We start from the raw sequence: 20,962 nt of genomic DNA on the forward strand, positions 1-20,962 counted from the left end.
ATACCTTTGTTGATTATTGTAAATCATAATTAACGTTTGGTGTAAAATTATTTCCAGCGTTCCAGAGTAAGAATTCGTTTATGCCTGTATCATGTAAAGCTCTTATTTGCTCTTCTACTTCTTTTTTTCCATAAGGTATGTATCCTTTAACCCATGATGCTGTAAAATCTTGAATCCATGGTCGGATCACCGGTTTATGCTCCTGAATTTCCTCAAGTTTTTTATGAGTGTCAATCATTGAACCATAAATGGTTGTGTATGGAGCAGCATCTGGAACTGAAGAACCAAACCAACCTGTAGAATAGTGACTTGGATATACCATCGGACTGATCACATCAACATATTGTGAGATTTTATTAAAATCCTGGCCAATTCCTTCAGCGGCTGGAACTGAAGCAGCGTATCCAAAAATATCAACAGAAATACGGACACCTAATGGATTAAGCTGTTCACGAGCGTATTTCACAAACTCTGCGACAACATCCGTTCGTGAAATGTCTGTTTGATGATAGGTTAAAATATCTGCTCTCTTCTCAAAACCTTCAGGAAAACGAACATAATCAAATTGAATTTCTTTAAAGCCTAACTTTGCAGCTTCTTTAGCAACTTCGACATTGTATTCCCAAACTTCTTGTGCATATGGATTTACAAATCCATCTCCCTTTCCATTAAACCAAACAGATCCATTTGTATTTAGAAAAGTTAAATCAGGTCGTTGTTTAGAAAGGACGGAATCTTTAAAAACTACAATTCTTGCAATAGGATATACATCATGAGCTTCTAATGTAGACATTAGATTATTCACATCTTTAATAAACGGTTTAGTATTTCCATATTTTACGATTTCAGGATTCTCAGACTTGTATGTAACATATCCGTAATCATCTTTAATATCTACAACAATGGAGTTAAGTTCTGTTTCGTCCATAAGTTGTAATATGGTATCAAACTTGCTTCCTCCGTTTGCAGTATATGCTGTAGAATACACGCCTTTAATGGCAGGAATCCCTTCTGGTTGGGGGTCTTTCTTTATCCATTCGTCAGTACCAATGTTTTCATCCATAGGATAAGTGATTGATTCTTCATCTACGATTGAATTCCTAAATTGAGTTGCATTTTCTAACAATTGTGCTACAGATTGATTTTGTTGATTGTTTTCGTTAACATTTCCCCATAATGTGAATAAAAGTGCAAATATAAGTTCCATTATCTTCCCCCAATTCATTGATGTACTAGTATTATTATATGATACTTCTGTGTAATCGAACAGAGTAATTTTTTTGTTTTTTTGCTTTTTTTTAGATGATTTTGACTGTGTTTCAAAATTTTTTTTTAAATGTTTAATTCTTATTTTATTTGGTTAATTTGTAGATCATAAAATGTAATTCATCATTTGTATTCTTTTATAAAACTGTGATATGATTGTACATATCTAAAAAAGATGATGGCAAGTGTTTCCTTGCTTAAAGGAAATGCTTTTTTTAATGATAGAAAAGTGTGATTTCTACTCAAGTCGGCTCATGAAACAGCAGAAACATAAGCAGTAAGTTTGTTTCGGTCCCCTAAAAGAAGTCGGATTTTGTTAGAGCGCTTCGTCATTTTTTTGGGATATCTAAATGACTTACTTAATATGTCGGTTATTTATGAAAAAAACGCAATTACAAAGGAGTTTGAACTAGTTTTGACAACATTTAATGATTTCAAGCTTGAACGATCAGTTATTCAAGCAATACAAGACTTAGGGTTTGAAGAAGCAACACCAATACAATCCCAAACGATTCCAGAAGCTTTATCAGGAACGGATTTAATTGGTCAAGCACAGACTGGAACGGGAAAAACAGCTGCGTTTTCCATACCTTTAATTCAAAAGATTGAAAAAGAAGAGCAAAAAATTGTTTCACTTATTATGGCTCCAACCCGTGAACTCGCTATTCAGGTGGCTGAGGAAATCAATAAGTTATCCAAATTTAAGGGAATTCGTTCCTTACCTATTTATGGTGGTCAGGATATCGTAAAACAAATTCGTGCCTTAAAGAAAAAACCTCAAATTATTATTGGTACACCTGGAAGACTTTTAGATCATATTCGACGTAAGACCATAAAATTGAATGATGTTCATACTGTAATTTTAGATGAAGCAGATGAAATGTTAGACATGGGATTTATGGATGATATTCAATCCATATTAAAATTGGTGCCAGAGGAGCGTCAAACGATGTTATTCTCTGCAACAATGCCTCCTAACATAAAGAAACTTGCACAACAATTTTTAACAGATCCCAAACACATATCTGTAGCACCTAAGAAAGTAAGTTCACCTAACATATCTCAGTATTATATTGAACTTCATGAAAGACAAAAGTTTGAAGCTTTAGGTCGTTTACTTGATATGGAATCTCCTGATCTAGCCATCGTATTTGGTCGGACAAAACGACGTGTGGATGAATTATCAGAAGCCCTCAAGAAAAGAGGTTATCCAGCTGATGGATTACATGGAGATTTAACACAAAATCAACGTGATCAAGTCATGAGAAAGTTTCGTGATGGAAGTATTGACGTATTAGTAGCTACAGATGTGGCCGCTCGTGGATTAGATGTTTCTGGTGTTAGTCATGTTATTAATTTTGATTTGCCTCAGGATCCAGAAAGTTATGTGCATAGAATTGGTCGTACAGGTCGTGCAGGTAAGGAAGGATCTGCCTGGACATTCGTAACTCCTAGAGAAACGGATCATCTTCATTTTATCGAAAAAGTGACTAGACATAAAATATTCAAAAAGCCTTTACCTAGTTTTTCGGAAGCACTTGAAGGTAAACAAAAGATTATGGCAGAAAGATTATTAAATGTGATTCAATCTAAAGAGTTTACACAATATAAAGGAATTTCCATCCAACTATTGGAGGAATATGATTCAGTCGATATACTCGCTGCTGCATTTAAACTTCTTACTGGTGATGATAAACAAGAAGTAAGGATCCAATTAACACCTGAGGAACCGATACGAGGTAAGAAAAAAAGACAACCGTTTAGAAGACGTGTTACAAGCTCTAATAATGGTAGTTCAAAAAGTGGCGGGGGTTACAAGAGCAACTATAAAGGTAATAGTTATAAGGGTAGTGGATATAAAGGTAGCAACTCTAATTCAAAATCATCTCGCACTAACCGATTTAATGAGGGGAAAGGTGAGAAAAAACAATACCAGAAAGCAGGAAGACATATTTAATTATAAAGTGGCTATTGAGTTCATTCTCAATGGCCCTATTTTAAATTTATAGTACATAAATGAGTAATTCTGTAGTAAGGGGGAAGTTGATCAGTGCAAACGAATGGAATTATGGGTGGTCTTTACCGAGTATCTGAATGGATCATGAGATTTTCTGTAACTAATCTTTTATGGTTGCTGTGTTCTTTACCAGTTGTTTTTTTTGTTTTAACTTCTTTACTAATGGAAGATACAAATCAATTAATAATGAATTTTATTATTATAGCAATAATTTCACCATTCACTTTATTTCCTGCTACAAGTGCTATGTTTGTAGTTGTAAGAAAATGGTTAACTGGTGAAGAGGATGCTCCATTAATTAAAACATTTTTTAAAGGATATAAAGAAAATTATGTACAGAGTATGTTAGGCGGCATCATTTATTGTATTTTATTTGCAATTATGATCGTTAATCTTAATTTTTATAATCAATATTATACAGATTTACAGTTTTTATCTATATTTATTTTGATCCTTTTAGCTATAGCTACCATATCTCTATTTTATTTTTTCCCATTGATGGTTCATTTGCATTTGAAACTGAAAGAGTTAATTAAAAATGCTATTGTTTTAACTGTTGGGAAACCATTATATTCTCTAGGATTAGCATTGACAAATTTTTTGATCTTGTACATAAGTTTTGAATATTTTACTTTTCTTATTATTATTTTCATGGGAAGTGCGATGGCGTTTTGTTCTTATTACTATTTCAATATGCTTTTTCAAAAAATACAAACTATTAGGGAAAATAGTGATAGTGAATAACGACTAAGTCACATCCATGATATGGCTGCCCTGCATCAATTAGTTCTGTTTTGCTAATTCATCCCTATAGGTTTACTTTCTTACTCGACATGATATAATATAAGTACAACATAATCCTGCGATGTTCGTTCAGATTCTAAGTTGTTTTGAACCAATGACTGTTTCACGGGATTCCAATAAATAGTGTGGCTGTCACGCCCCAATTCAGGGGACTTCAAAAATATTGTTGAGGAAACCCACCTGCGAGAGCGGGTTCATGAAACACAGGAATCGTACGGCATAAGCGGGTATTTTTTCAAGAAAAAAATGTAAAAAAACCCCAAAAATACTAAAAAAAGTATTTCTGATGGACCTATCATTATAAAATGATGATTCATTTGGTCCTATCTTTATGTTGCTGAATAGATGCAAAAATATATGGAGGTGCTAGAATGAATAACATTCTTAAAATCAGCTTCTTAGCATTCCTAAGCTTTTCGCTTTTGTTCAGTCCATTAATGTCCACTCAATCCCATGCTTTTACTGAACAAATTATGGATGTTGGAGCTAAAGGTCAAGACGTAATTGATTTGCAAAAACGTTTAAAATATATTGGTTTTTATGCTGGAGAAATTGATGGTATTTACGGTTCACAAACAAAAGAAGCAGTTAGGAATTTTCAAGCGAAATTTGGATTGGAACATGTAGATGGTGTTGCAGGAGAGAAAACAAAAGATATGCTTTTAAAGGCATCTAAAGATTTATATCTTCTTCCAGCAGCATCTAACTTGAATAAAGAATTTAGTGCACAAGATATTCAATATATGGCACAAGCTGTATATGGTGAAGCTAGAGGGGAATCGTATGAAGGTAAAGTTGCTGTTGCAGCTGTTATTTTAAATCGTGTTGAACATCCTGATTTTCCTAATACTGTTAACGGTGTAATATTTGAATCAAGAGCATTTACAGCTGTAGCTGATGGCCAAATTTGGTTAGAACCTGATGCAGAGGCCTATAAAGCTGTATATGATGCAATAAATGGTTGGGATCCTACCTATGAATCTATCTATTACTTCAATCCAGATACTGCTACTAGTGAATGGATTTGGAGCCGCCCACAAATTACGAAAATTGATAATCACATTTTCGCTTATTAATACTACTACACTTTTTCTTCGTTCTGAATTTTGATAAGATAATATAAATGAGGAACGGGGGAAATTCAAATGCTAAAAAGAACTTTAATAGGATTATTTAGAAGCTTTGAGCAAACTGGTGATAAGGCTAAATATCCAGGTCTTGAAACCAGAACTTATAAATTATCTAAAGATAAATTATGGGACGAGCTAATTTATGTTTTAAAACACAATAAATTTAAAGTGGTTCATGAAGTCAAAAGTGTTGGAGAATTGATCATAGAAAAAAGAACAATATCAGGAAGAGTACAGGACGTAACCATTACTTTATATGATATTAACCCAATTAAAACAGCGATTGACATTTATTCAGCATCAAGAGGAAATTTTGGGGATTTGGGTTCTAATTATCGAACGATATTGGATCTTTTAAAATTGATCGATCAAAAGTTTGCAGAATATAAGGAATAATGAAAATGTAAACAGCTAGAGGTGAGAAAATCCTTCTAGCTGTTTTTTTTAATGTATAGATACGAATGTTGCTCTGTTATATTGGTTAAGTTAAAGTTATACTAATTTTTTTACTGCCTGAATTGCTTCTTCGTAATTTGGATGATCCGTCATTTCTTTTAAGTACTCTGTATACTGAATTGTATTATTTTCATCAAGTACAAAAATCGATCTCATGTCTAAACGAATTTCTTTAATTAATACGCCAAAAGCTTCACCAAAAGAATTGGTTTTATAGTCTGATAAAGTAACAACTTTATCTACTTCAGCAGCTCCACACCAGCGAGCTTGTGCCATAGGAAGATCTGCACTAATGGTTAAGATAACTACATTGTCACCAAGTTCAGCAGCAGCCTCATTAAATTTACGAGTTTGTGCATCACAAACTCCAGTATCTATAGATGGAACTACACTAATTAATTTCACCTTTCCATTATATTCAGAAAGTGAAACCTCGGTAAATAAGTCTTTGTTTACTTTAAAATCTGGAGCTTTATCTCCAACTTTTAATTCAGGTCCGATTAATGTAAGTGGGTTCCCTTTCACTGTAGCTACTCCGGTACGTTCTTGCGTCACAATCAATTCCTCCTTATAATATGTAGTAGAAAAACATCTTCTTAATTATAAACATTCTAAATAACGTTTGTCCAATAAAAAGGAGCAAAAAGATGATATTTTTGCGTTTTGAAAGTTTTCGTGAATACTTAAAATTTTACCCAGTAACTGCTGCTCTTTTAGGGCTCAATGTAATGATGTTCATCATTACATTTATTCTTTCATTTTTTTATGGTGAAGTAGTGTCATTGTTTTTATTAGGTGCATTAATATATCCTTCTGAAATTTCAGATTTGTGGAGAATCATTAGTTCAATGTTTTTGCATGGAGGTTTTGAGCATTTACTTTTTAATGGGTTTTCTTTGTTTTTATTTGGGCCTGCATTAGAAAGATTATTAGGTAAATTGAAATACAGTGTGGTATATTTTTGTAGTGGTATTGTGGGGAATGTAATTAGTATTGCAGTTTATGGTACAGAACTATTTTCAGTAGGTGCTTCTGGAGCAATCTATGGACTATTGGGTGCTTACTTATTTATTGTTGTGTATTTAAAACATAGGATCGACCCTCAATCAAGAACTACGGTCATTGTTATATTATCAGTAGGCATGATTTATTCTCTTTTCAATGAAAATGTAAATATATATGCCCATTTAGGAGGGTTAGCTGCTGGTTTTGTAATTTTTTCATTACTGATAAGAAAAAATCATAATTAAGAAATTCATTCTAGAAATTTTATTGTAAAATTTATAAAAACAAAAAAATTTGAATTAGACTTTGGAGAGATTGATATTGGAACTTAGACAATTAATATATTTTGTGAAAGTGGCAAACAAACAACATGTTACAAAAGCTGCGGAAGAACTTCATGTAGCTCAATCAGCAGTCAGTCGTCAAATTCATCAATTAGAAGAAGAATTAGGTGTTAAGCTGTTTATTCCTAAGGGAAGAAATTTGCAATTAACGCCTGTAGGTAGACTTTTTTTAAGAAGAATGGAATCGATTATTAGTCAATTTGATAAAGCAGTGGAGGAAGTCCATGAGTTTATGGACCCTGAATTAGGTGAAATTAGGTTAGGATTTCCTCATAGTTTAGGGGTGGATTTTGTTCCACTATTGGTATCAAAGTTTAAAAGGGATCATCCGAATGTGAAATTTAGATTTAAACAAGGAAAATACAATACATTATTAAAATCTTTAAAAACAGGAGATATTGACTTGGCTTTAATCTCTCCTTTTCCAGAAGATGATGAATATGTTACAGGTGAGGTATTGTTAACAGAAGAATTATTTGCAATCCTTCCCCCAGACCATGTTTTGTCAAATGAAAAAGAAATTCGCTTAGGCCAACTGAAAGATGAATCGTTTGTTTTGTTTAATGAGGAATATTCATTACGTACGATTGTATGGGATGCATGTGAAAATGCTGGGTTTACACCTAATATAGGGTTTGAGGGAGAGGAAACAGACACAATTAGAGGTTTGGTGGCTGCGGGTATGGGAGTAAGTTTGTTACCAGAAATGGCTTTAAAAAGCTCTTTAACTTCTTTACAACCTGCAAAAATTAAAGTGATTGATCCAAATGTTAATCGTACGATCGGTATTATTCACCGAAAAGATGAAAAACTTCCCCTTGTGGCAGATTTTTTCAAACGTTTTATTACAGAAAATTTTAAAGGTTATAAATAAAAATGTATTGTTGAAATTGAAAAAAGTAAAAAACCGCTCATTGGCGGTTTTTTTAGGTTAAGCATGGTATTTTATTTATTCCCTGTTATTGAATAATATTAAAATGTATTTAAGTAATTCAAGTAAAGCAACCAAAGCAGATGCTACGTAAGTTAATGCAGCCGCATTCAGTACTTTTGATACACCACGTTCTTCTTGATTGCTAATATATCCTTCAGAAACCATAATAGCTCTTGCTCTATTACTAGCATTAAATTCAACAGGCAACGTTACCAATTGAAAGGCAACGGCTAGCGAGAAGAAAATTACTCCAGCTAAGATTAATCCCGTAGCTTGAAACAAAAATCCACCAATTAATAAAAATGGCGCAGCTCCAGACGTGAAATTAACTGCTGGAAACATTTTGTGACGTAAGACAAGCATTGGGTAACTGACACTATGTTGAATGGCGTGTCCTACTTCATGACAAGCTACAGACACTGCTGAGATAGATCTTTGATTATAAACGGGTTCAGATAAACGAACTACTTTTTTCATTGGATCATAATGATCAGATAATACCCCTTTAACGGGTTCAATTGCTACGTCATACAATCCATTAGCATCTAACATTCTCCTAGCTGCTTCATAACCGGTTAATCCTGAAGAATTGGCAACTTTTCCCCATTTATTAAAAGTTCCTTTAACTCGAAATTGAGCCCATATTGTAACACCAAATGCAATTAATATGAGTACATCCATATACCAATAAGTTAATGAAAAAAACATTTTTGTTTTCCCTCCATTGTAGTTATAACTTAAAGAAGACGAACGATCCCACTAATTTACATTAATGGTCCTTTATTTAGAAGAAATAATAATGCTTCCATACATGCTGCGGTTTGTGGTGTAAGATGTTTATAAATATTCTTTGCTTGATTCGGTTTTAAATTCTCAATGACAGGACTTAATTCCTTGACATCCTTTTCCACTAATTTTAAATGGTCTTGAAAAGATTTTAGTTTTTCTTTGATTAAAGTATCTTCAGTAATTATATCTAATTGATCAAGTGTATGTTTTATTTCATCTAAAGAGTATTTGTCTTTCTTCAACATTTCAATACGTTTTAATCGTTGTAAAGTTTCATCATTATATAATCGATAATTGCTTTTTTCCAAACGCTTAATGGGATGTATAAGACCTAGTTTTGTATAATAATCAATGGTTCTGGAGCTAACACCAGCTTTTTTGGATAACTCCCCAATTTTATAAAGCTTCATATCCCCATGTCATATCACCTCACATACAAATACTTTATTCATTAAAGGTAACCCTTTGTTTAAATATGATAAATACTTATATTATAGTATTTACAGTAGCTTTAAATTAAAATCCACTTTTTATTTGTATAACCAAAAATCAATGCCATTTTTAGAAGTTATCATTTATAAAACATCCTCATCATTCTTACTTGTTTACCATAATCAAATTGGAGTGTATCACAATATAAACTTTGCGTGTATATCTTTATGATAATAAATCCCAACGATCCAGTCAAACGTTTAGGATTAAATATCATAATGTATTCAATAATGTTAGGTAAAATTGATTTTTGACCCTTACTATTAAAATTAACATACTATGTTATATATATTGTTTTTCTTCTCTAAACACGAACTATACCCAATAAAATACAGTTTAATTTTCGCAATTAGAACAAAAAATTTAAAAAAAGTATTGTCAAAATCACTTCATACCTCTATAATGACAATAAGATTATCAAAAGATGTTAAATTAACTTACATCAAAATTGAGGAGTGATTATGAATGGATTTAACAACGATCGGTTTAAATTCAATTTGGCTAATGTTAGCTACGATTTTAGTCATTTTTATGCAAGGTGGATTTATTTTATTAGAAGCTGGTTCAACAAGAATGAAAAATGCTGGACATGTTGCAGGTAAAACTATTTTTACGTTTGGAATCGCAACGTTAGTATTTTGGGCAGTTGGATATGGATTAATTTATGGTGGTGACGGAAATGCATTTATTGGATGGGGAGATTTCTTTTTAAATCCAAGTCCAGAAGCAGTTGAAGGCGATGCTTATCCTACTACAATCGATTTCATGTTCCAATTGGCATTTGCAGGAATTGCATTAACGATTGCATGGGGTGGGTTTGCAGAAAGAGGTAAGTTAGCTGCATACTTAATATTTTCTGTATTATTTATTGCATTGGTATACCCAGTAGTTGCTCACTGGATTTGGGGAGGCGGTTGGTTATCTGACCATGGAAAACAAGACTTTGCAGGTTCAACCGTTGTTCACTTAACAGGTGCAATGGCAGCTTTAGCGGCAACTATTCTTTTAAAACCTAGAATAGGTAAATTTAATAAGGATGGTTCTGCAAACGAAATTCATGGACATAACCAAGTATTTACTGCTTTAGGTGTTTTGATTTTATGGGTAGGTTGGTTTGGATTTAATGCTGGGAGTACTTTAGAAGTTGGAAAAGCTTTCTTTGGATATGTTGCATTAAATACGCAATTGGCTGCTGGTGCAGGTGCGATTGCTGCATTATTAATTGCTTGGGCAATCACAGGAAAAGCAGATGTACCTACAATGCTAAATGGTGCTTTAGCAGGTTTAGTAGCAATTACAGCATCTTGTGCGTTTGTTGATCCATGGGCAGCAGTCGTAATCGGAATCATTGCAGGATTATTAGTGTTTGGAAGTATGAAGTTCTTTGAAAAATTAAAAATTGACGATCCAATATTTGCATTATCTGTACATGGCGCAGCAGGCGTTTGGGGAACAATTTCCACTGGTTTATTTGCTACAGAAACATTAGCAGTGGAAACATTGGATTGGGGTCAAGCTGGTTTATTCTATGGTGGAGGATTTAGTCAATTGGGCGTTCAGATCATGGGTGTTGCAACTTCAGGTGCATTTGCATTTGTTGCTTCTTTCATTATTCTTGCCATTATGAAAGCTGTTATGGGATTACGTGTTACAGAAGAACAAGAAATTATCGGTTTAGATTTAAGTGAACATGGAAGTTATGGATATCCTGAGCAAGTTAAACAGTCTATGAACTAATAATAATTGTAAAATAAACAACTATAAAATAAACAACTGTAAAAGAAACTATATGATTTGTTAGAATAGAAAAGTAGGAACACATTTTCAATAAGGAATTTGTAACAAAGCAGGGGGATGGAAGACATGAACTTACCATTTGATGAATTGAATTTAAGAATATCTAATGCTGTAAGCTTTGAACATTTAGGTGAAGAACGTAATCAATTCAATCAAATGATTCAGAATTTTCTATCCTCCATTGAAGAAATTAAAATAAAAGAAATAACATTAATCAACGAAATTCATGATTTGTTTATTCAGAGGACCATTACTTTGTCTGAAATAGAATTGGAAGACAGAGGATTTGGTCCTCCTCCTGTTTCTTATGATTTTATTTTATTTGGCAGTGGGGGTAGGTTTGAGCAAACGTTATGGAGTGACCAAGATAATGGATTAATTTACGAAGATACTAATCATGATCAAAAAGAAACAATAGATGCTTACTTTAAAGAATTAGCAGTTTGCATTGAACAAGGTTTAGAAAAAGCAGGCTATCCTCCATGTGATGGGAAAGTCATTTGTACAAATTCCCTTTGGAATAAATCTTTGGAAGAATGGGTTATTAAAATGAATGATTGGTTTGAAGACCCACATTGGGAACATGTTAGGTATTTGTTAATTTTAGCAGATAGCAGAAGTGTATATGGAGAAGGTAAACTAGTTAAAAAAATGAAAGATATATATTTAAAAAAAGTAACCTCTACTTCAACTATTCTAGATAAAATGATGCATAATACGTTACATCATAAAATTTTGCTTGGTGTATTTGGTCATTTAATTAAAGAGCAATATGGAGAGAAAGCTGGAGGTTTAGATATTAAATATGGAGCTTATATTCCAATGGTAAATGGTATCCGTTTATTATCGATTGAAGCAGAAATATTTGAGACTTCCACATTAGAGCGTATACAAAAGTTGAAACAATTAAACGTTGTTCCAGAACGTTATGCTTTAGAATATGAAAGTGCTTTTACCCATATCTTCAAGTTAAGATTTAAAACACTGTATAAAGAAGAAAATGGGCTTTATACTTCCAATGGTATTTTAAAAGCAAAACAGTTAACAAAAGATCAAAGAGAGAAGTTAAAAAGCAGTTTAAGAATCGGTAATAAACTACAGAAATACATTAAAAAGAAAATTGATTCATCAAGTTAACTGGGGGATAAAAGATGAAACAACAAAAACCTGGATTAGGGCGAATGTGGAACTTGTACAAAAAGGGCGGGATTACTCCTGCTGTATCTTCAATGTTCAACAATCAAAATGCACAGCAAATGGCATTTATTCGTTCTGTCATGAAAAATCAACGAAAAACATCGATTTCAGAAATGCAGTTAAATGAATTAGAAGTTGTTGTTTTTGATTTGGAAACGACAGGTTTTTCCCCGAATCAAGGTGATGAGATTATCTCAATAGGTGCGGTTTTAGTAGAGGGAACAGAAATACGAACTAAAAAAACATTCTACACAGTTACAAACCCTAATAGAAGCATTCCGGATCATATCGTGAAATTAACTGGGATTACAAATGAAATGGCTTTAAAAGGCGCACAGTTGATTGATGCGCTGCATCAATTTTTAGGTTTTGCTAATAAAAGAGTGCTTTTAGCTCATGGCACAGGTCATGATAAACAATTTTTGAATTCTGCACTTTGGAAAACTTCAAGAATAAGACTGTCTCATCGTGTTTTGGATACCGTGATTATAGGGAAGTGGCTTCATCCTGAAGTTAAAACTTATGATTTGGACACCTTATTGAATATGTATGATATTCCAATCACTGAAAGGCATCATGCATTACAAGATTCATTGATGACAGCTCAACTATGGATCAAATTTCTACAAAAGATTATGAAAAAAAACATTTTTACATTAGGAGATCTATATGCTTACCTTGGTAAATAGAAGGTACTGATTAACTGACTTTTTTATTTGGACGAATTAAGAAAAACACTAGTAAGAGAGCAATTGCAGATAAGCTGGTTACAGTAATAAAAACAAGTTGATCAGAAATACCTACTAGCCAACTAAATAGCGGTGGACCAAAAGCAACCCCTAAAAATCTTAAACTATTGTATAATGATGTGATCATCCCTCTTTGCTTCCTAGAAACAGATCCTGTAATTAATGTGTTTATACAGGGTAACACCAACCCCGTACCAATACTGCTCAAAGTGATCAAGGCAATAAATAAATACATATTTTTATAAAAAAAGATTGTAAAAGTAAGAGAAATTACGGAAATCAAAAGTCCAATATTCATTAACCATCGAATGATTATACCGTTCTTTTTAATTTTACTTCCCGTGAAATATGAAGTGAACACCATTCCTGTTAAAGGAATCGCTAAAATAAATCCCTTCAAAACACCATCTATAGAGTACGGTTTATTCTCCAAAATATCAGATAAATAAAACAATACCCCAAATAAAATGAATAATGCTAAAGAGCCTACAAAAAAAGATGGAATTAACCAGTGACCTTTTTTCTTTAGTATGGAAAAAATACTTCCAAGGTACGGTTTGAATTTAGGTTTCTTCTTTTTTTTCTTTGGTTCTTTTATGAAAAAAATAACAGCCAATAAGGAAAGTAAACAAAAAATAGGAAAAGCAAAAAATGCAGCGTACCATACAATAAAAGCTAACAAAGAGCCTATTATGGGACTCAGCACCTTTCCTGTACCATTTGCAGCTTCAATAAGTCCTAAGGCTTTACTCTCAGTTCCTCCTTTAAAAAGGTCACCTACTAAAGCCATAGCAATGGGAGCTGTTCCTGCTGCTCCTAAACCTTGTATAATACGAGCAACTAAAATTAAAATATATGAGTGCCATACTGCACCAAAACCTGCTAAAATGCCTCCTAATCCATATACAATTAGAGAAGGAATGATAATTACCTTTCGATTGAATCGGTCAGATAAATAACCAATTACAGGAATAAACAAACCAGCTGATACTGAAAATAAAGTGATTGTTAAACTCGTTTGAAATTGAGTTATTTTTAGTACTCGTTGCATGTCAGGCAGTACAGGAATGATCATAGAATTACCTAAAACTAAGACGATGGGTACAGTAGATAAGGACATGAATAATAAGAAACTTCCTTTATTTTGCTCAGCACCTTTGTTTTTTTTCACGTTATTCTGGTGTACTGGAAATGAATCTATGTCACTTTCGAAAAGAATTTGCAGTTTCTTTTTTTTCGCTTTAAACATTTGAAAGCTCCTCGTATTAAATCATAAAAAATAACAATACTTTTGTTAATGTTCCCGCATGAGCAATCATCATACGTCTTATAATTTAATACCACCTCAAATGGATGTAAATCATGATTTATCTGAAATTTTGCTGAATATGATTTCAAAGTAAAATTATTTCATATTAAAAAAATCCGAAATTAGGATAACGAACTATTTTCGGATTTTACACTTTAATTTTTATGACTTGTTAGTGGTTGATTAATCCTAATATCTCTTGTTTTTCTTCTTCTAAGTTAGACTTTGTTTTTCCAATGAGTCCGTAACGGATACTATCAACCAATGCTTGCCAACTGGCTTCAATGATATTTTCAGATACACCGACTGTACTCCAAGTATTTTTAAAATCAGAAGATTCTATAAGTACTCTTACTTTTGCAGCAGTGGCATCTTTTTCATCAATAACACGTACTTTGTAGTCAGATAAATGCATCTTCTTAATATCTGGATAAAACTTTTCAAGTGCTTTTCGTATAGCATTATCCAATGCATTTACTGGCCCAGCACCCTCAGCTGCCATATAAACGATTTCACCGTGTACGTTTAGTTTTACAATCGCCTCAGATGCTACAGGTGATTCTTTCGTTTTAGCTACTAGAATTTTAAAAGATTCTAATGTAAATATCTCATCTAATTTATCAAATGCTTTTCTTAATAGTAGCTCTAAAGATGCATCTGCTCCTTCGAATTGGTATCCTTGATGCTCCAACGTTTTAATTTCTTCAATAATTTGTTTTGTTTGTGCAGATTCTTTATTAAAATCTAAATCCAACTCTTGAGCTTTGAATAGTACGTTACTTTGACCTGCTAACTCTGAAACTAAAACTCTTTGTTTATTTCCTACAAGTTCTGGAACGATATGTTCGTATGTTTTAGGGTGTTTCATAATTGCAGATACATGAATTCCCCCTTTATGAGCAAATGCTGCCGCACCGACATAGGGTTGATTCACAGGCATGTTTATATTGGCAATTTCACTGATATAACGTGATACATTTGTTAATTGGGCTAATTGCTCCTCTGTAATGCATTCATACTTTAATTTTAATTGCAAATTAGGAATGATAGAGATTAGATTTGCATTGCCACAACGTTCTCCTAGTCCGTTCATGGTTCCTTGAACCTGGCGAGCACCAGCTTCTACAGCAGCTAAAGAGTTTGCTACAGCCAACTCACAATCGTTATGGGTATGGATACCGATAGGAGTAGATAAAGTACCGCATACTTTACTTACAATATTAGATATTTCGTGAGGGAGTGAACCTCCATTTGTATCACATAACACGATCCAATCTGCCCCTGCTTCTTCTGCTTTTTGAATTGTTGCTATTGCATATTCAGTGTTATTTTTATATCCATCAAAGAAATGCTCAGCATCATAAATAACTTCTAACCCTTTATTTTTCAAATACTTTACTGAATCATAAATCATTTCCAAATTTTCTTCTAAACTCGTTTGAATGGCTTTATGAACATGAAAGTCCCATGATTTTCCGAAGATGGTGGCTACTGAAACTTTTGTTTCTAGAATTCGCATTAAATTCATATCCTCTTCAGCTTTAATGCCTTTACGACGTGTGCTGCCAAAGGCTGTTACTTTTGCATTTTTTAGGTCAAGTTCTTTCACTCTGTTAAAAAATTCAATATCCTTATGATTGCTGCCAGGCCAACCACCTTCTATATATTGAACACCTAACGTGTCTAATTTCCCAGCAATTTTAATTTTATCCTCAACTGATAAGCTAATTCCTTCTCCTTGAGTACCATCGCGAAGTGTAGTATCAAAAAGTTTAACAACGTTTGTCATCGGAGTCCTCCTTAGTAACGTTCATAATTTAATATTTGCATAATTATAACACTTTTTTTGTAGGTTTTCTCCATAAATTCCACCCAAATGTTAATAAATTAACAATTCTAAAGGTTACTCTTCACTTTTTAGGTTGGTTTATGTAAAATTGTAATGTTAATATATCAGTATTATTAATTTTATTAAAATAGTGGAGGATAATAAATATGTCAACAAAACCATCAAGAACGCTAGAACCTGTGGCTAATCCACATCCTGATCGTGAGTATGTAGTTGAAATTAAATGTCCTGAATTTACAGCTTTGTGTCCTGTAACTGGCCAACCTGATTTTGCTACAATTACGTTTAAATATGTGCCTGGTCCATATATTGTAGAATTAAAATCATTAAAACTATATATTTGGAGCTTTCGTGATGAAGGTCATTTTCATGAAGATGTAACCAATACAATGTTAAAAGATTTCGTAAAAATGATTCAACCACGTAAACTTGAAGTTTTTGGAGAGTTTGGTGTACGCGGAGGCCTTTATACAACCGTAAAAGCGGAATATGAAGAAGGTAAATAATGATTACCCTAAACAAGGAAGAGTTATTCTTCATGTGGATATGAATGCTTTTTATTGTTCAGTACATGAAGCTGAGGAACCTGAAAAGTACAAAGGGAAACCGATTGCCGTTTCAGGGAGTATTGAACTGCGAAAAGGAATTATCGTTACATCTTCTTATCCTGCGCGAAATCGAGGGATAAGAACGGGGATGAATGTTAGGGAAGCTTTACAGATTTGCCCTGAACTCATATTGATTCGCCCTAACTTTAACTTGTATAGAACCTACTCACTTCGTTTTATGGATATGGCTAGAAATTATACACCGTTAGTACAAGTCATGTCCATAGACGAGTGCTTTTTAGACATCACTGGATCTAAACAGTTTGGATCTCCGATAGAGATTGCAAAAACGCTGCAAAAAAGAATTCAATCAGAATTAGCACTACCTTGTTCTATTGGAATTGCTCCTAATAAGTTATTAGCTAAAATGGCATCAGATATGAAAAAGCCAAACGGAATAAATATTTTAAGATTACGGGATGTACCGCAAATTTTATGGCCTAAACCGTGTTCTGACTTATATGGAATTGGTGAAAAAACTGCAAAAAAATTAGAGAAGTTAAATATTTATACAATTGGTCAATTAGCTGGGGCTGACGAAGAGAAGTTATGTAACCGATTTGGAAGCCAAGGAATCATGTTAATTAAGGCTGCAAATGGCTTAGATTATTCACTGGTGAACCCAGAACGTGAGCAAAATAAATCTGTTGGACATACAACTACACTTCCATTTGATTATACTCAAGAAGGAGATATTAAAAGAGTGTTTTTAAATCTAGCAGATCAAGTAACAAGACGTCTTAGAAAAAAGAGGCTCATTTCAAACACAATTCAAATTACAATCCGTGACCCTAATATGAAAACAATTACCCGTTCCAGCACAATTCCACAATCTACTGATCAAACAGAAGTGGTATATCATGAAGCATGCAGACTGTTTCAAAACAATTGGAAACAGAACGAACCTGTACGATTGCTAGGTATTACTTTACAAAACCTATCATTAAAGCATGAATCTCCTCAACAATTAGATTTATTTGATTATCATACTGCACCGAAAAAGGAAAATTTATTAAAAACAATGGATCAAATCCGAAACAAATATGGAGAGAATTCCTTACTCACTGCAGGGATGTTAAGTGAAGATCCATCTGCATTAATTCGAGATCATAAACATCGAGGGACTTCTTTGCAAACTGACTTTCTAGAAACTTCCAACAAAGAGGATAACGAAGATTAAATTTATACAAAATATATTTAGAAATTCCAAGATATCAAACTTTCTTTATGACCCTAATTATGAAATGTTATAAAAAGGGCACAATAAATTACTGCAAAGCAATTGAACTTTCCATTAAATTATATTATATTTGTTATGGAAAGTAATATCTTGGACTTTTTATATAAAGGGAGATGAAATCATGGCAAAGTTTACTTATGTCGATAAAGAAACTTGTATAGCTTGTGGAGCTTGCGGTGCTACTGCACCTGATATTTATGATTATGATGATGAAGGATTAGCAGAAGTAATCTATGAAGACGACAACAATAAAGGTGTAAAAGAAATTCCAGAAGATCTTCATGATGATATGCAAGATGCAGCAGATGGTTGTCCAACAGATTCCATTCAAATTGCTGACGATCCGTTTAATAATTAACGACTAAGGACCTCTTCACATGAAGGGGTTTTTTATTGTATATATATTGTGAAAAATATCACAAAATTACTTTGAACATTCATATATAATGTAAGGAAAGCTAACCTAAGTATTTACAAATTGAACAACTCCAATCTATAGTAGAAAGAAATAGAATGATGAAAAATGAATGAACGGATCAATATTTAAAATAAAAAATGGAGGAAATTATGTTATATAAAAAAATAGTCAAACCTGTATTTTTCCAAATGGACCCTGAAAAAGCACATCACATCACTATGAATGGGATGAGTTTGGCAAATAAAATTCCCGGAGCGTTATCATTATTAAATGGATTATATGGAGTACCTAAAAAAAAGGAATTATCTCAAAGGATATGGAATATAAATTTTTATAATCCAGTAGGACTAGCTGCAGGATTAGATAAAAATGCTGTAGCTGTACAAGGATTTTCTTCCATAGGATTTGGTTTTATGGAAGTTGGAACAGTTACACCTAAAGGACAACCTGGTAATGAGCAGCCAAGATTATTCAGATTGCCTCCTGATGAAGCACTTATAAACCGTATGGGATTTAATAATCTAGGTGTCGATTCAATGGCAGAACATTTACAAAAAGTGTATACTAAAAAAGTACCGATAGCAGTTAATATTGGAAAAAATAAAATGACTCCCAATGAAGAGGCAGTAAAAGATTATCGAATATGTATTCAACGCTTGTATTCCTATGGAGATTTTTTTGTTGTGAATATAAGTTCACCGAATACACCAAACCTAAGACAATTACAGCATGGGGAAGAATTAAATCAATTGCTTGATGCAGTCACGGATGAAATAAGCATTCAACAACAAAAATCTGGAAAAGAAGGAAAACCAGTATTAGTAAAGATTGCTCCAGATTTAAGTGATGAAGAATTAGAAACAACCATACAAAGTATTTTAAAACATCAAATTTCTGGTGTCATTGCAACAAACACTACATTATCTCGTGATGGACTTTCACATTCTCATGCTCAAGAAACTGGGGGATTAAGTGGAAAAACATTATTTGACCCTTCTACTGAAATCATTCGTAAAATTTATAAAATAGCTGAAGGGAAAATTCCGATTATTGGATCAGGAGGCATTTTTACAGCTGAGGATGCATATGAGAAAATACGAGCTGGTGCGAGTTTGGTTGAAATCTATACGTCATTAATTTATAAAGGTCCTTCAGTAGTACGTGAAATTAATGCTGGTCTACTTAATTTATTGAAAAATGATGGTTTTACAAATATATCTGAAGCGGTAGGTGCTGAACACAAGTAAATTAAAAATCATGCTTCAGACTGTTAATACGGGATAAATGGAGGTATTATATGGATGGAAGAGATTGGAGGAAGTTTTTATACCCTTATGAACAATCTGTAGATGAATTGAAGGTTAAATTTAAGTCCTTACGTACAGAATTAAAGCAATTAGAAGACTTTTCACCTATCGAATTTGTTACAGGTAGAGTAAAAAAAGTTTCTAGTATTTTAGAAAAAGCAAGAAAACTAAACGTATCCATGGATCACCTGGAAACAGGAATTGAGGATATTGCTGGAATTCGGGTCATGTGTCAATTTGTAGAAGATATTGAACGAGTTGTAGAATTGATACATGAAAGACAAGATATGGACGTAGTTTATGAAAAAGATTATGTAAATAATAACAAACCTAGTGGATATCGTAGTTATCATGTGATCGTGGAATATCCAGTGCAAACTGCATTAGGTGTAAAAAAAGTGTTGGCTGAGATTCAAATTCGTACGTTAGCTATGAATTTTTGGGCTACAATTGAACATTCATTAAATTATAAATATAAAGAAAAACTACCAAAAGAAGTAGTAACAAGGTTGGAAAAAGCGGCTGAAGCTGCCTTTAAACTTGATGAAGAGATGTCAAGTATAAGAGAAGAAATAGTGGATGCACAAAAGGATTTTGCAACAAAATCAGACCTTGTTTATAAGGTGTTAAGTGATATACAAGTATTGTTCTTTTATAGGAGAGTGAAAGAAGCGGCTGCTTTTCAGTTGAGATTCAATGAAATTTGGGAAGAAGAGGATTATCTAAGCATGTGGCAGCTTTCTGAAGAAATTCAACAGGCACTTTCCTTAGCGAAAGGAGATCAACCATAACTTGAATAATGTTTATAATTCTTTATATGTTGAGTATTTGTACTATTTTAATATAGATCGTGATTATTTTGAATGTCATGAAGTGTTGGAAGAATTGTGGTTAAATGAAGGCAGGGCTCCTATTTACCAGGGGCTTTTACAGGTTGCTGTTGCGTTACACCATTTTAACAACAATAATATTACCGGAGGAATTAAACTTTTTAGTCTTGCATTAGAGAAATTAGAGATTAATCAAAGTTTAGCGGATCAACTTGGAATCAATTTAATGAAGTTAATTGAAGATAGTAAAGTTTATCTAAATAAATTGAAACAATATGAAAATGATCCATTCGAGTTTTATGATTTGGATATTATCATTACAGATCCAAATTTACAACAAGAAGTTGAATATTTAATAAAAAAACCTCCAACAAAACATGATGAAATGGAGTAATACAATCTAATAAGTTTATTAATGAAA

The 20,962-nt window shown here is 32.9% G+C and carries 21 protein-coding genes and 1 other RNA gene; 16 read left to right on the top strand and 6 right to left on the bottom strand.

Features of this window, described 5'->3' with window-relative positions; translation table 11 throughout:
- Positions 1–13: 13 nt before the first annotated feature.
- Positions 14–1,207: a putative glycoside hydrolase gene (locus tag ERL59_RS05510; RefSeq protein WP_160645189.1), complete on the bottom strand. Its 1,194-nt coding sequence runs from the start codon at positions 1,205–1,207 to the stop codon at positions 14–16.
- Between the two features lie 474 nt (positions 1,208–1,681).
- Here ERL59_RS05510 and ERL59_RS05515 point away from each other — a divergent pair, with 474 nt between their 5' ends.
- From ERL59_RS05515 to ERL59_RS05535, 5 genes are all read left to right on the top strand, one after another.
- Entirely contained in the window at positions 1,682–3,223 is a 1,542-nt protein-coding gene (locus tag ERL59_RS05515) for a DEAD/DEAH box helicase (RefSeq protein ID WP_160645190.1), read from the top strand.
- 93 nt (positions 3,224–3,316) lie between these two features.
- Positions 3,317–4,027 carry a YesL family protein gene (locus ERL59_RS05520; protein WP_160645191.1) on the top strand — a complete coding sequence of 237 codons (711 nt, stop codon included), beginning with the start codon at positions 3,317–3,319 and terminating at the stop codon, positions 4,025–4,027.
- A gap of 110 nt (positions 4,028–4,137) precedes the next feature.
- Positions 4,138–4,321: non-coding RNA, 6S RNA (gene ssrS, locus ERL59_RS05525), on the top strand.
- A gap of 137 nt (positions 4,322–4,458) precedes the next feature.
- Positions 4,459–5,163, top strand: a complete 705-nt coding sequence (gene sleB, locus ERL59_RS05530; protein ID WP_160645192.1) for a spore cortex-lytic enzyme — start codon at positions 4,459–4,461, stop codon at positions 5,161–5,163.
- A 69-nt stretch (positions 5,164–5,232) separates the two neighbouring features.
- The gene (locus tag ERL59_RS05535) at positions 5,233–5,613 is read left to right on the top strand and encodes a DUF1499 domain-containing protein (protein WP_160645193.1); all 381 of its coding nucleotides are present in this window, start codon (positions 5,233–5,235) and stop codon (positions 5,611–5,613) included.
- A gap of 96 nt (positions 5,614–5,709) precedes the next feature.
- Here ERL59_RS05535 and tpx read toward each other — a convergent pair whose 3' ends face one another.
- Positions 5,710–6,228 carry a thiol peroxidase gene (tpx, locus tag ERL59_RS05540; protein ID WP_160645194.1) on the bottom strand — a complete coding sequence of 173 codons (519 nt, stop codon included), beginning with the start codon at positions 6,226–6,228 and terminating at the stop codon, positions 5,710–5,712.
- A 92-nt stretch (positions 6,229–6,320) separates the two neighbouring features.
- Between tpx and ERL59_RS05545 the strand changes: the two genes are divergently transcribed.
- Together ERL59_RS05545 and ERL59_RS05550 are read left to right on the top strand one after the other, a co-directional pair.
- The gene (locus tag ERL59_RS05545; protein WP_160645195.1) at positions 6,321–6,923 is read left to right on the top strand and encodes a rhomboid family intramembrane serine protease; all 603 of its coding nucleotides are present in this window, start codon (positions 6,321–6,323) and stop codon (positions 6,921–6,923) included.
- Positions 6,924–6,999: 76 nt separating this feature from the next.
- A complete protein-coding gene (locus ERL59_RS05550) occupies positions 7,000–7,896 on the top strand; it encodes a LysR family transcriptional regulator (protein WP_160645196.1) in 897 nt (298 codons plus the stop codon).
- A 75-nt stretch (positions 7,897–7,971) separates the two neighbouring features.
- Here the strand turns inward: ERL59_RS05550 and ERL59_RS05555 are convergent, their stop codons facing one another.
- Entirely contained in the window at positions 7,972–8,664 is a 693-nt protein-coding gene (locus ERL59_RS05555) for a zinc metallopeptidase (RefSeq protein WP_160645197.1), read from the bottom strand.
- 56 nt (positions 8,665–8,720) lie between these two features.
- Positions 8,721–9,155: a MerR family transcriptional regulator gene (locus tag ERL59_RS05560; protein WP_160645198.1), complete on the bottom strand. Its 435-nt coding sequence runs from the start codon at positions 9,153–9,155 to the stop codon at positions 8,721–8,723.
- A gap of 547 nt (positions 9,156–9,702) precedes the next feature.
- Between ERL59_RS05560 and ERL59_RS05565 the strand changes: the two genes are divergently transcribed.
- From ERL59_RS05565 to ERL59_RS05575, 3 genes are all read left to right on the top strand, one after another.
- Positions 9,703–10,974, top strand: coding sequence for an ammonium transporter (locus ERL59_RS05565; protein ID WP_160645199.1), 1,272 nt, complete (start codon positions 9,703–9,705; stop codon positions 10,972–10,974).
- A gap of 126 nt (positions 10,975–11,100) precedes the next feature.
- Positions 11,101–12,171, top strand: a complete 1,071-nt coding sequence (locus ERL59_RS05570) for a DUF294 nucleotidyltransferase-like domain-containing protein (protein ID WP_160645200.1) — start codon at positions 11,101–11,103, stop codon at positions 12,169–12,171.
- 14 nt (positions 12,172–12,185) lie between these two features.
- Entirely contained in the window at positions 12,186–12,920 is a 735-nt protein-coding gene (locus ERL59_RS05575; protein WP_160645201.1) for an exonuclease domain-containing protein, read from the top strand.
- 10 nt (positions 12,921–12,930) lie between these two features.
- Here the strand turns inward: ERL59_RS05575 and ERL59_RS05580 are convergent, their stop codons facing one another.
- Together ERL59_RS05580 and cimA are read right to left on the bottom strand one after the other, a co-directional pair.
- Positions 12,931–14,229 carry an MFS transporter gene (locus ERL59_RS05580; RefSeq protein WP_160645202.1) on the bottom strand — a complete coding sequence of 433 codons (1,299 nt, stop codon included), beginning with the start codon at positions 14,227–14,229 and terminating at the stop codon, positions 12,931–12,933.
- Positions 14,230–14,461: 232 nt separating this feature from the next.
- Positions 14,462–16,078, bottom strand: coding sequence for a citramalate synthase (cimA, locus tag ERL59_RS05585; protein WP_160645203.1), 1,617 nt, complete (start codon positions 16,076–16,078; stop codon positions 14,462–14,464).
- Positions 16,079–16,284: 206 nt separating this feature from the next.
- Here cimA and queF point away from each other — a divergent pair, with 206 nt between their 5' ends.
- The 6 genes from queF to ERL59_RS05615 all read left to right on the top strand — a co-directional run bounded on the left by queF (position 16,285) and on the right by ERL59_RS05615 (position 20,935).
- A complete protein-coding gene (gene queF / locus ERL59_RS05590; protein ID WP_160645204.1) occupies positions 16,285–16,644 on the top strand; it encodes a preQ(1) synthase in 360 nt (119 codons plus the stop codon).
- Positions 16,628–17,926, top strand: coding sequence for a DNA polymerase IV (locus ERL59_RS05595; protein WP_160645205.1), 1,299 nt, complete (start codon positions 16,628–16,630; stop codon positions 17,924–17,926). The genes queF and ERL59_RS05595 overlap by 17 nt, the downstream gene beginning before the upstream one ends.
- 181 nt (positions 17,927–18,107) lie before the next feature.
- A complete protein-coding gene (locus ERL59_RS05600; protein WP_160645206.1) occupies positions 18,108–18,344 on the top strand; it encodes a ferredoxin in 237 nt (78 codons plus the stop codon).
- Positions 18,345–18,553: 209 nt separating this feature from the next.
- Complete coding sequence (locus ERL59_RS05605) at positions 18,554–19,651, top strand: quinone-dependent dihydroorotate dehydrogenase (RefSeq protein WP_160645207.1); 1,098 nt, start codon at positions 18,554–18,556, stop codon at positions 19,649–19,651.
- 50 nt (positions 19,652–19,701) lie between these two features.
- The gene (locus ERL59_RS05610) at positions 19,702–20,502 is read left to right on the top strand and encodes a GTP pyrophosphokinase (RefSeq protein WP_160645208.1); all 801 of its coding nucleotides are present in this window, start codon (positions 19,702–19,704) and stop codon (positions 20,500–20,502) included.
- 1 nt (position 20,503) lies between these two features.
- Positions 20,504–20,935, top strand: coding sequence for a DUF309 domain-containing protein (locus ERL59_RS05615; protein ID WP_235929800.1), 432 nt, complete (start codon positions 20,504–20,506; stop codon positions 20,933–20,935).
- Positions 20,936–20,962 lie beyond the last annotated feature (27 nt).

Origin of the sequence: Chengkuizengella marina, assembly GCF_009910845.1 — a bacterium.
Taxonomy (GTDB): Bacteria; Bacillota; Bacilli; order Paenibacillales; family KCTC-33759; genus Chengkuizengella; species Chengkuizengella marina.